Genomic DNA, 11897 nt, shown 5'->3' with positions numbered 1-11897 from the left:
CCAGGGCGGCGCTTACAGCGTCATGACGTAGTAGCCCGCGTCTTTCACGGCCGTCTCGAGGACACCACGATCAACCGGCTGCTTAGAGCGCACGCGTGCCGTGTGGTCCGCATACGTCACCGTTGCCCACACGCCATCCAGCGCATTGAGGGCATTGGCTACGTTCTGAGCGCAGCCGTCACAGCTCATGCCGCCGATGAGCAGCTCATCGCTATAGGGATAGTGTGACGCATCGGTATCCACCACAACAACCTTTTTGGCCTTCTTGCCGCTCGTACCATCGCTGCAGCAACTCTTCCCGTGTGTCGAAGCGGCAATGCGACGCAGTCCAAAAAACATGCCGACGGCAATGACGGCCAGCACGATGAGATTCGCAGGGTTGAGCAAGTCACTCATGCGCTCCCCTTTCAAGTAGCACTATCTAGATACCCCCATGGGGTGCCCCCATCTTAACCCAAAATCATGTCTGTTCGGTCAATTAGTTTCCCTCTTCAAACTTTTTTGTTGACCATGGCTTACTTTTGTGTATAAGTTTTCCTAGGCTAACAGTTTAGATCCGTAAGGAGCGCCGTGACTCGAACCATAGACATCCCAACGTTTCAGGCGGCAGTCGTGCGCAACTGCTCTCCCACGCTCGCGGGCATCAAGCCGGCATCGCTCTTTACCTATCCAGGCACCTACGCCCACGGGGGCGGCTCGACCACAACCGAAACCATTGCAGAACGCCGAGCACGCCTGCTCAACGTTATCGCCCAGTGCAATCGCGAGCTTGACCCGCTCGGCATCCACCTGAGTGTTTTGGTCTGGCGGCCCTGCGGAGCACTCGTGTACGTGTACCGAGCCAAAAGCCTCGCCACCTATTTCGCAGACCCTCGCGCCCAAACAGCGCTCGCCTCGGAAGGCTACGACACGAGAGACCTTTCGGCATGCCTTGTGCATTTGGCATCACGCATCACTCTCGCGAGCAATAACGTCGCGGAATGCGCCTGCAGCCAGACTCGATGCGCACTACCCCAGCAAGCTAGCTGCAGCAAAGACTGCACCTGCGAGTTTCCGCACGAAATAGGCTACTTCCTTGGATATCCCTACGACGACGTGCACGAATTTATCGTCCAGCGCGGCGAGAACTACAAGGTCTTTGGGGCCTGGAAGGTCTACGCAAATGTCGAGCAGGCGCTTGCGACGTTTGATGCCTACCGTGCCTGCACCCAATACTTCACTTTTATCTATCAGCAGGGCTGCAGCCTGGCGCAACTTGCCCAGGCAACCCGATAGAACGTACAAGCCGCGGCAAGCGCCGCACGACCGAAAGGACAAAACATGAGCAAGATCGCCGTCGTCTACTGGAGCGGCACGGGCAATACCGAGGCCATGGCAAACCTCGTCGCCGAAAGCGCCACGTCCGCGGGGGCCGAGACTGAGGTCATCCCCTGCGCCGACTTCTCTGCCGACAAGGCCGCCGAATATGATGCCTTCGCCTTCGGCTGCCCCGCCATGGGCTCCGAGGAGCTTGAGTATGACGAGTTTCAGCCTATGTGGGACGAGGTCAAGGAGACCCTCGGCGACAAGAAGGTCGTCCTCTTTGGCTCCTATTCGTGGGCCGAGGGCGAGTGGATGGACAACTGGAAGGCCGACGCCGACGAGGCCGGCGTCAACGTCGTGGACTCCGTCATTTGCTACGATGCGCCCGACGATGAGGGCGAGGCGGCCTGCAAGGCCCTCGGAGCCGAGCTCGCGTAACGAAACCAGGCCTCCAAAAGAGCCTGTATCACAGCGCATCCCCATCCCTACAAAAGAGCGGGGGCTGGATTCAAGTCCAGCCCCCGCTCTTTTGTAACGGCAGTTACATCAACCGGCTACGAGATATTTCCCAAGAACGCCTTGGTGCGCTCGCTCTTGGGGTGGTCGAAGACCTCGCTCGGCGTACCCTCTTCCACAATGACGCCGCCGTCCATAAAGACGACGCGGTCGGCGACATCGCGGGCAAAGCCCATCTCGTGCGTCACGACGATCATGGTCATGCCGTCGCGTGCCAGGTCGCGCATGACACCCAGGACGTCGCGCACGAGCTCGGGGTCGAGCGCCGAGGTGGCCTCGTCAAAGAGCATGACGTGCGGGTTCATCGACAGGGCGCGGGCAATGGCCACGCGCTGCTGCTGACCGCCCGAGAGCTGACTCGGCATAAAATCGATGCGCTCGGCAAGACCGACCTTGGTCAGCTCCTCGACGGCGATCTTCTCGGCCTCTTCCTTGCTGCGCTTGAGCACCTTTTGCTGCGCAAGCATGACGTTCTTTTTGACCGACAGGTGCGGGAACAAATTGAACTGCTGAAAGACCATGCCCAGGTGCGTGCGCACTTTGTTGAGGTCGACACCCTTGGCGCACACGTCCACACCCTCGACGACAATCGAGCCGCTCGTGGGCTCCTCAAGACGGTTAATGCAGCGAAGCATCGTCGATTTACCCGAGCCCGAGGGCCCCAGAACGACAACGACCTCGCCCTTATGCACATCCAGATCGATGTCGCGCAGGACCACGTTATCGCCAAAGGCCTTCTGGAGATTCTTGATGCTGACGACGACCTCGTTCGAGTTATTGGTTTCGCTCATAATAGAACCTCCTTACAGACCAGCGATATGGTCGGCGGGCGTCGCGACGACCTGTCCGGCGCTCTTGGTGGGACGCTTCTTTTTGGTTTCGGCCGTACCCAGCAGCCTCGCCTCAAGACCGCTCACCAAGCGCGCAAGCGGCAGGGTAATGACCAGATAGAACAGGGCGGCAACCACATACGGCGTAATGGAGCCCGTCGTGGCCACGATGGTGCGGGCGTTCATGACGATCTCGACCACGCCCACAGCGGCAAGCAGCGACGTATCCTTGTAAAGCAGGATAAACTCGCTGGTCAGCGTAGGCAGGACATTACGGAACGTCTGCGGAATCATAACGTAGAGCAGCGTCTGGAAGGCATTCATGCCCAGAGAGCGAGCAGCCTCGTTTTGACCCTTGGGGATCGATTGAATACCGGCACGGAAGATCTCGCACAGATACGCAGACGAGTTCATGGCCATGACAATGACGCCCAGCACATAGTCGTCCACCTTGACGCCGGCAAGCGGCAGGCCAAAGAACGCGATATAGATCTGCAGGAACGCCGGCGTACCGCGGATGATATTCACATAGATACCGGCAAGGCAACGCAGGATGCGCGACTTGGAGATGCGCATGAGCGACAGGGCGAAACCGAAGGGAATTGCCAGCGGAAACGCCACGAGCACGATCGAGAGCGACATGAGGAAGCCTTTGAAGACGATCGGCAGGCTCTGGACCAAAATGACCGGGTTCAGGAACAGGCGAAGGAACATGTTGGAATTCCATGCCTCGACCCACGGCTGCTCCTTAAGATCGGTCAGGAAGTTATCGAAGGCCGTCACTCCCTTGATCTCGACGGAAGGAATCTTGGAAATCTTCTTGGTCGAACCGTCGGCGAGCGTATAGGTGCCGCTAAAGGCCTCATCGCCGCCCTCGACGGGAAACGTCACGCCGTAAACCTCGACACGGAAAAAGCCGCCGGCAGGCGCCGTCTCGCCAAAGTCGATCTTGAGCGTCTGGCCGTCAGCCTTGCACGTGGGCTTCATAGGCGTACGATCCATGAGGTCCTCGCCCGAGAGCATCGTCAATCGCGTGTCATCGGTACCAAACGTCGTGCCGTCGACAAACGTCAGCGAAAGACCGCTCAGCTCCTCGTCGGCATCGGCCTGAACTTCCCAGGTAATGCGTGTCTCGGTGCCGCCGACCACAGCGCTGCCCGAACCGGTGTTGGGTCGAGCGGTAATCTTTGCGGTCTCAAGCGCCTGGGCAGTCGAAGGCGCGGCTGTCCCCGCGCACAACAAAGCGAGCGCCACAGCTAGGGCGCAGGCTAGTTTTTGGAGCATCGAGGGCAGCGGGAAACGCCGACCCATGGCCCCTTCGTTCAATCGAGACAAGGTGGCTCCTATCGTAGAAGTTGCCGGCAAAACGAGACGGAAACACTCTCCGTCGAGAGAAGCGCAAAGGCCCTCTCCGCAAAACGGAAAGGGCCTACGCGCAATCAAGCATCTATTTACTTGATGTTGTACTTAGCCATGAGGGCGTCAACGGTACCGTCGTCGGTCAGGTCCTTGATGGCCTGGTTGATGTCGTCCTTGAGCTTGGTGTTGCCCTGGTTGATGGCGATGGCGTACTCCTCGCCGGTGCTGATCTGCTTGATAGTCTGGCAGGTGTTGAACTGCTCGGCGGTCAGCTGGCTGGCAACGGAGCGGTTGGTGACTACGGCGTCGCCCTTATCGGACTGCAGGGCGCTGAAGCACTCGGTAGCGTCCTTGTAGGGAACGATCTTGGCCTTGGGGAAGTTTTCCTGGGCAAAGGCCTCGGCGGTCGAGCCAGACTGGACGATGATGGTAGCGTCGGCGTTGTTGAGCTTCTCGCTGAAGTTGTCGGCCGTGATGTCGGTGTTATCGACCTTGGTCACGATAGCCTGATCGTCCATGTAGTAGGAATCGGAGAAAGTGACTTCCTTCTCACGCTCGGGCGTGTCGGTGATAGCCGCGATGGAGACGTCATACTTAGCGCCCGAAGCGACGCCCGGAACCAGCGTGTCAAAGTCATTGTTGACATACTCGACATCCAGGCCCAGCTTGTCGCCGATAGCCTTGATGAGTTCAAGGTCAAAGCCCTGATAGTCGCCGTTGTCATCCTTGTACTCAAACGGGGCGTACTCGGCAGAGGTGCCGACGGTCAGCGTACCGTCCTTGACGAGCGCGTACTCCTTGGAGCCGTCGACCTTCTCGACCTTAGCGTCGTCAGAGCTGCTGGAACTGGCATCAGAACCAGAGGTGGCGTTGGACGAGCCGCAGCCCGTCAGTGCAAGAGCGAGCGCCATGGCGCCCGTGGCTGCAAATGCGCCAAGCTTCTTGAGCTTCATAATCAGTCTCCTTCCAATGACCCCACGTGATTCAGAGGTCTGCAAAAACTGAGGGTTATTATGCACCCGCTTGGAAGGATCCGCAATTAGAAAACTGATTGAAACAAACCCATAACGTGAATGGAGCACTCCACTTTATGACAGTCATTACTGCTGCAACGACCATAACAGTTTGATTTCAGCCGCATAACCTGCAAGTTCGTTCGGTGTCTCCAAAATGAATGGCAATGCGCGCAAGCGGCTATTCGATACAATATTCTGTATAACCTGCATACCGCCGCCAAACTCCTCGCTGCCAAGATATCCCTTGCCGATGCACTCGTGACGATCTTTATGGGCGCCACAGGGGTTCTTCGAATCGTTGATGTGCACGGCACGCAAACGGTCGATACCCACCACGCGGTCGAACTCGTCGAGTACGCCGTCCAGATCATGGATGATGTCGTAGCCGGCATCGCTCACATGGCAGGTGTCCAAACAAACGCCCAGCTTATCGGACAGCTCTGGACACTTGGCGGCAACGCCCTCGATAATGCACGCCAGCTCTTCAAAGCTACGGCCCACCTCGGTGCCCTTACCCGCCATGGTCTCGAGCAATACCGTCGTCTGCTGTCCCTCAAACATCACCTGGCACAGCGTGTCGACAATCATCTGAATGCCGGCGTCTGCCCCCTGTCCCACATGCGCACCGGGATGGAAGTTGTAGTAGTTGCCGGGCAGTGCTTCCAGACGCTGCAAATCTTCCGCCATAGCCTCCAAGGCAAACTCGCGCGCTCGCTCCTTAGCGGAGCAGGGGTTATAGGTATACGGGGCATGCGCCACCAGCGGTCCAAAGTCGTTTTGCGCCATAAGCTCGCGCAGAGCCGCCACGTCATCCATGTCAAGGTCTTTTGCCTTGCCACCGCGCGGGTTGCGCGTAAAGAACGCAAAGGTATTGGCACCAATGGACAACGCCGTCTCCCCCATTGCCCGATAGCCCTTCGTCGTCGAAAGATGACACCCGATCGTTAGCATCTCCAGCTCCCCCTCATCAGTTGCGGTGAAATACGGTCTATTGGTGCCTTATTTTGGCGCAAACAGACCGTATTCCACCGCAAGATATAAAAGGGGCATCAGGGGCACGGTCCGCCGAGCCCCCTTGAGCAGCAGCACCGCAGCCTAGAGCGTCAAGCGAATCGCATCGATGATCTGCGCGCAGCGCTGTGTGGCGGCAAGGGGCATGACGGGACTCTCGAGTTTCCCCGCCCGGATGAGCTGAGTCGCATGCGAAGCTTCGCCGTAAAAATCATCGACCTCAAATGGGGCGTCGATTTCGAGCACTCGACCGTCGGAGTACTTCACATGGGCGAGCTCGGGGCGATGGAGGCGCTCGATTTCCAGCGAACCCCGTTCGCAGGCAATCGTTAAGCGGCTTTCATATGCTGCTTTGCCGTCGCACACCATATGAATGGGTATACCGCCGACACTCATATGAATCTCATCGGCCCAATCCACGCGGCCGCCCGATACGTCACGCCAGCGAACTTCACGAGACGAAACATCGCACGCACCCGCAAGCAAATCCTCAAACCACCCGACCGCATAGCAGCCCATGTCATATAGACAGCCGCCCTGCAACGGATCGAGCAGATAACTCGAAGGGGACTCACCATAATCGAGTTTTTGCACGCTTTCGATCGAGACGATACAGCCGAGCTCGCCCGACGCAAGCAAGTCCTCCACGCGAGTGCGCATCGGGCAAAACCGATTCTTCATCGCCTCCATAAACAGCACGCCGCACTCGCGAGAGGCGGAGGCAATCGAGAGAGCCTCTTCCTCACTCAAAACGGCCGGCTTTTCGCACAGCACGGCCTTTCCGGCGCGCAGCGCGCGACAGGCCCAACGCGTATGCATACCATGCGGAAGAGCCAAGTAGATTGCGTCGACATCGGGGTCGGCAATCAGCGCATCATAAGCCGCATCGCCGCCATCGTCAGCCGTGACATAACTGTGCGCAGCATCGATCGAAAACGCCCTGCAAAACTCCTCAACATGCGAAGGAGTGCGACCGGCGGCAGCCACAAGCCGTGCCCTGTCGACCTTCTTGAGCGACGATGCAAATCGATGCGAAATGTGCCCAGCGCCCAAAACGCCCCAACGAACCTCACGCAAATCATCACATGAATCCCGATGGCCCACGACAGCTCCCTTCAGTTGCGACGAAATAGTTCCTGCTATCGCCCTATTCTGCCGCAAACAGGAACTATTCCATCACAAGATATAAAAGGGTCATGAGGAGCGAGTTTTGCTGAAGACTTTAAGCGCGGCCGTTACGGGGCCAGGCTGGAAACGTCGGCGCGCGTCGTCGAGACGCTCGGGGATATCGATGTGTTGCGGGCAGTGACGCGCACATTTGCCGCACTTGACGCAATTGCTCACGAGCTTGGGCTCGCTCGTGCGCACCGCGCTCGCCGTAAAGTATTGCGACAGCCCCGTAAACCAGCTGTGCGCATAGCTCGCGTTGTAAGCGGCAAAGCAGCCGGGAATGTTAATACCCTTGGGACATGGCATGCAGTAGCCGCATCCCGTGCAGGGCACGCGATTCGATTTTTCAAACTCCGCCAGCACACGTGCGATGGTATCGAGCTGCTCTGTCGTCATCGAATTCGGCAGTGCGCGATCCGCCAATGCCGCGTTCTCGTCCACCTGTGCGGTATCGGTCATGCCCGAAAGCAGCATCGTGACCTGAGGATGGTTCCACACCCACGAAAGTCCCCAGGCGGCAGGAGTGCGCAAATGCGGGTCACGGGCGCCATCGAGCACGGCGCGGGCCCGCGGAGGCAGCTTGCCCGCCAGGCGTCCACCCAAAAGCGGCTCCATCACAAACACCGCGAGCCCGCGCTCCGCAGCCGCCATGAGTCCCGCCGTTCCCGCTTGGTAGCGCTCTCCAGCGTAGTTGTACTGGATCTGGCAAAAATCCCAGTCATACGCGTCAAGCATCGTGAGGAAGTCCGCCGCACTGCCGTGGTACGAAAAACCTATCTGGCGAATACGCCCCGCAGCCTTTTGGTGCGCAATCCAGTCCTCGATGCCCAACGCCACCACGCGCTCCCACTGGGCGGGCGAGGTGATGTTGTGCATAAGGTAGTAGTCAATATGGTCGGTCCGCAAACGGTGCAGCTGCTCGTCAAAAAAGCGGTCGAAATCCTCCGCACATTTGCACGAAGCGTGCGGCAACTTAGTCGCCAGCAACACCCGGTCGCGCAGCCCCAAGCGCTCAAGTGAGGCGCCCACGCACACCTCGTTACCGGGATAGAGATACGCGGTATCCAGATAATTAATCCCCTGCTCCACCGCACGGGAAATGATGGCATCGGTTGTCTTCGCATCGGGGTGTCCCGGCGCACCGGGAAATCTCATGCAGCCCAGACCCAGAGCGGATATTCGGTTACCACTTTTGGGGTCAACGCGGTATTGCACGGCCCCTCCTTTCGCCATCAGCACCCCGGCAAGACGAAACACAATGGTCACGCGGCCGAAACATCGTGGAATCGCAATCGAGAACGTATCGTAACGCAGCAGAAATCGAGCTGTCACGGCACCGCTTTAACATCAGCAAAAAGCCCGATGAAAGGAGCCGCCCATGCCCGCGCTCGACCTTTGGAACCTCGCCTCCCAGCTCAAAAGCAACGATTATCGCTGGGTCGACCTCACCCACACGCTCTCATGCGACACCCCGCACTGGTTTGGCTTTAAGCCATTTGAGTCCACCAAGCTCTTCGACTACCTGCCCGGCACGCCCGAGGACATGCTCGCGCCCATGCGTTGCTTCCAGTATTCGGTCGCCTCGCAGTACGGCACCCACGTCGACGCGCCGCGCCACTTCCATGTCGAGGGTCGTTCCCTTGGAGAGATTGAACCCATCGAGTTTATGCATCCGCTCTGCGTGATCGACAAGCATGAGGAGTGCGCCGCGAATCCCGACTTTATCCTGACCATCGAGGACCTCAAAGCCTGGGAGGATGAGCACGGTCGCATTCCCGAGGACGCTTTCGTCGCCTTCCGCTCCGACTGGTCCAAGCTCGCCGACCTCGAGAACAAGGACGAGGACGGCCAGCCCCACTACCCCGGCTGGGACCTCGGCGCCATCAAGTGGCTCGTTGAAGAGCGCGACATCGGCGCCATCGGCCACGAGCCGGCTGACACCGACCCGGCGAGCGTGACCACGCGTGAGGACGCCTACCCCGACCCCGGCGAACAGTACATCCTCTCGGTCGACCGCTATCAGATCGAGGTCATGGACCATCTAGACGAGCTTCCCGCCACGGGCGCCGTCATCTTCTGCACCTTCCCCAAGGTGCGTGATGGCGTCGGATATCCCGCACGTGTCTTTGCGGTCTGCCCCGCGTCATAAGTTCCCATGCGTTTGTTCTTCTAAATACGGCCATCCGGTGCACGCGACATGGCCCGGCGGCATACAATCCATCAGGCGCCCCATACGCGGGCGCCTTTTTATGGGGAGATGATTCACATGCAGATCAACAAGGTCGCCTTCATCGGCAAGGGCGGCGTGGGCCTGCTCTACGGCAGCATGATCGCCCAAGCGCTCGGCAACGACGCCGTCGAATACGTTATGGACGACGCGCGCTTTGAGCGCCATGCGAACGATGCGCTCACCGTCAACGGCAAGCCCTGCGCGCTCAAGTCCGTCCGCGCGAGCGAGGCGACGCCCGTCGACCTGGTCATCCTCACGGTCAAGACAACCGGGCTCGATGTGGCGCTCAAAACCCTGGAAAGCGTCGTGGGACCCGACACGCTGATCGCATCGCTGTGCAACGGCATCACGAGCGAGCAGAAGATTGCCGAGCGCTTTGGCTGGGAGCACACCGTCCTTGGTATCTGCCAGGGCATGGACGCCGTATTCCTCAACGGGGAGCTCACCTATACCAATGCCGGCGAGATCCGCTTTGGTGCGGCAGCGGGCACCGACCCCGCAACCGTTATCGCCATCGACGAGCTCTACACGCGTTGCGGCATCGCCCATACCGTCGAGCACGACATCGCACATCGCATGTGGGCCAAACTCATGCTCAACGACGGCATCAACCAGACCTGTATGGCCTACGGCGGCACCTACGGAAGCGCTACGGAGCAGGGCTCCGAGCAGCTCCGCAGTTTTGTCTCCGCCATGCGCGAGACGCTTGCAGTCGCCAATGCCGAGGGTATCGAGCTCACCGAGGCAGACCTAACGCAGATGGTGCGTCTCATAAAAGGGCTCGATCCCGCCGGCATGCCCTCGATGGCGCAAGACCGCATCGCTCAACGCAGAACCGAGGTCGAGGAATTTGCGGGTACCATCTGCCGCCTCGCGGCCAAGCACGGTATCCAGGTGCCGCAAAACGAATGGCTCTATTCGCGCATCCGCGAAATCGAGGCCAGCTGGTAACGCCGCCGCACCGCATCCAACAGTCTCAATAGCAAAAACCGCCGCAAAGGGCACTCCCCTTGCGGCGGCTTCCTTCTTCATCTATGGGCAAAACCAGCTTCACAACGGTTAGCGCCGCACCTGCGGCGTCTCGTCCTCGTCATCGCGGCAAAGGGTCACGCCCGCACTTCCCAGCAGCGCTGCTGCGATGAGCGCGCCGACCACAATAGGAGCAGCCCCGCACGAGCCCTGCATGCCTGCGACAAACGCAGCTGTAGGGCCAAGACAGCCAAGTACCAATGCGACGGCGGCGATAGCGATATCTCGAGCGTTCATGAGACCACTTCCTCCACGAGAAAGACCTTATTTCTCATGAACCAGTGTGCCCCGCATGCATACGCCCAGCGTACCGCCACGGTAAGGGCTCTGTTAACTCAAACGCACATAAAGAAAGGGCGGCTTTACGTTGCCTAAAAGCTCAGTAAAGACGCCCGCCCATCATGTGCCTATTTTGCTCTGATGGCAGATTACCAACCGGTATAGTAGTCGGTGGTTCCGGCAGCACAGCCGGAGTCATAGACCTTGCACTCGCCCTTGGAACCGGTAAACGTGGAGCCTTGGGCCTTATCGCCCGCGGCAACGACGTAGTAGCCATCGGAATCGCGCCAAAAGCCCTCGGAATCCTGCGTCCATTCGCCCGTGCGGTGGTGATACAACACGTTGCTGCTGTAATAAGTCTCGCGGCGGCCGTTATAGTTATTGACGCCGCTCGAGCGCGTCAGACCCGAGCCGTTCGCGTAATACGCAGCAGACGTGTAAGACAAGCCGGAGCCGGCGTTGTAATACGAAGCCTGAACGGCCTCGGCTGCGGCGGCCTCGAGCGCTTCGCGCTTGGCATTCTCAAGCGCAGTGCGCAGCTCATCGAGCTCGGTCGACTTCGTGTCGACCTCCCCCATCGTCAACAGACTACCCGCACCGTCGATACAACCCTGCAGCACAGCGCGCTCGTCATCGGTAGCATAGTCGCCATACATATTCATAATGATCTGAGCGCGCATCTCAAGGGAATCGCGCTTGGCCTCCATCGAGGCGTTCCACTCCTGCATGGAACCATAACCATCGCCGCGATAGTCAACGGGCTGTACCAGCGTCGTCTCGGACGGTGTAGATCCAACCGTATCGGACAGTGTTGCGGCGTGGGCATCAGTTGCGCCGGCGCCCGCCAAAAGTGCCACGGTCAGAGCGGCGGAAAGGGCGGCGGCTTTCGGTTTTCGTGAATCGATCCTCATGTAGCTGGAAACCTCCGTAGTGCGTTTTTGCTGCGTATGATTCAATCGCGCTGCATAGTACCCCGAGCAAATCGCGACCTGCGGCTTTACTCAAAAGGCGCACGTCAATTGCGTAAAACTCACATCCTCTCAACAGGAGTTTTCCACAACTCGAATGCATAAAGCGTGTCAAAAACCCTGTTTTTGCACCCGCTCTATGCAAAAAAGGCGCCTGTGCAACCATTGTTCACACAGGCGCCTTGAG

At 58.9% G+C, this 11897-nt stretch carries 13 protein-coding genes; 4 read left to right on the top strand and 9 right to left on the bottom strand.

The window, feature by feature from the left end:
- Positions 1-12 precede the first annotated feature (12 nt).
- A complete protein-coding gene (locus DW943_RS04700) occupies positions 13-396 on the bottom strand; it encodes a heavy-metal-associated domain-containing protein (RefSeq protein WP_117635436.1) in 384 nt (127 codons plus the stop codon).
- A gap of 174 nt (positions 397-570) precedes the next feature.
- Here DW943_RS04700 and DW943_RS04695 point away from each other — a divergent pair, with 174 nt between their 5' ends.
- Complete coding sequence (locus tag DW943_RS04695) at positions 571-1275, top strand: DUF3793 family protein (RefSeq protein ID WP_117862303.1); 705 nt, start codon at positions 571-573, stop codon at positions 1273-1275.
- A gap of 45 nt (positions 1276-1320) precedes the next feature.
- On the top strand, positions 1321-1740 hold the full coding sequence (locus DW943_RS04690; RefSeq protein ID WP_117564429.1) for a flavodoxin: 420 nt from the start codon (positions 1321-1323) through the stop codon (positions 1738-1740).
- 116 nt (positions 1741-1856) lie between these two features.
- Here the strand turns inward: DW943_RS04690 and DW943_RS04685 are convergent, their stop codons facing one another.
- The 6 genes from DW943_RS04685 to DW943_RS04660 all read right to left on the bottom strand — a co-directional run bounded on the left by DW943_RS04685 (position 1857) and on the right by DW943_RS04660 (position 8419).
- Positions 1857-2609, bottom strand: coding sequence for an amino acid ABC transporter ATP-binding protein (locus DW943_RS04685; RefSeq protein WP_022094423.1), 753 nt, complete (start codon positions 2607-2609; stop codon positions 1857-1859).
- A 12-nt stretch (positions 2610-2621) separates the two neighbouring features.
- Positions 2622-3959: an ABC transporter permease subunit gene (locus DW943_RS04680; RefSeq protein WP_233543599.1), complete on the bottom strand. Its 1338-nt coding sequence runs from the start codon at positions 3957-3959 to the stop codon at positions 2622-2624.
- Between the two features lie 140 nt (positions 3960-4099).
- Entirely contained in the window at positions 4100-4960 is an 861-nt protein-coding gene (locus tag DW943_RS04675) for an ABC transporter substrate-binding protein (protein ID WP_006234383.1), read from the bottom strand.
- Positions 4961-5107: 147 nt separating this feature from the next.
- Positions 5108-5974, bottom strand: a complete 867-nt coding sequence (locus tag DW943_RS04670) for a deoxyribonuclease IV (protein WP_117862302.1) — start codon at positions 5972-5974, stop codon at positions 5108-5110.
- 144 nt (positions 5975-6118) lie between these two features.
- Positions 6119-7138: a Gfo/Idh/MocA family protein gene (locus DW943_RS04665; RefSeq protein ID WP_233539677.1), complete on the bottom strand. Its 1020-nt coding sequence runs from the start codon at positions 7136-7138 to the stop codon at positions 6119-6121.
- Between the two features lie 90 nt (positions 7139-7228).
- Entirely contained in the window at positions 7229-8419 is a 1191-nt protein-coding gene (locus DW943_RS04660) for an aldo/keto reductase (protein WP_117862301.1), read from the bottom strand.
- A gap of 163 nt (positions 8420-8582) precedes the next feature.
- On the opposite strand from DW943_RS04660, the gene DW943_RS04655 reads away from it, so the two are divergent.
- On the top strand, positions 8583-9353 hold the full coding sequence (locus tag DW943_RS04655) for a cyclase family protein (RefSeq protein ID WP_117862300.1): 771 nt from the start codon (positions 8583-8585) through the stop codon (positions 9351-9353).
- 117 nt (positions 9354-9470) lie between these two features.
- The gene (locus tag DW943_RS04650) at positions 9471-10385 is read left to right on the top strand and encodes a ketopantoate reductase family protein (protein ID WP_233543598.1); all 915 of its coding nucleotides are present in this window, start codon (positions 9471-9473) and stop codon (positions 10383-10385) included.
- Positions 10386-10493: 108 nt separating this feature from the next.
- Here DW943_RS04650 and DW943_RS04645 read toward each other — a convergent pair whose 3' ends face one another.
- Together DW943_RS04645 and DW943_RS04640 are read right to left on the bottom strand one after the other, a co-directional pair.
- A complete protein-coding gene (locus DW943_RS04645) occupies positions 10494-10700 on the bottom strand; it encodes a hypothetical protein (protein ID WP_117564436.1) in 207 nt (68 codons plus the stop codon).
- Between the two features lie 191 nt (positions 10701-10891).
- A complete protein-coding gene (locus DW943_RS04640; protein ID WP_117862298.1) occupies positions 10892-11653 on the bottom strand; it encodes a hypothetical protein in 762 nt (253 codons plus the stop codon).
- Positions 11654-11897 lie beyond the last annotated feature (244 nt).

This window comes from Collinsella sp. AM44-11 (genome assembly GCF_003467145.1).
Lineage (GTDB): Bacteria > Actinomycetota > Coriobacteriia > Coriobacteriales > Coriobacteriaceae > Collinsella.
Note: the sequence above shows the minus strand (reverse complement) of the source record. Positions and strands in the feature narration are given on the sequence as shown.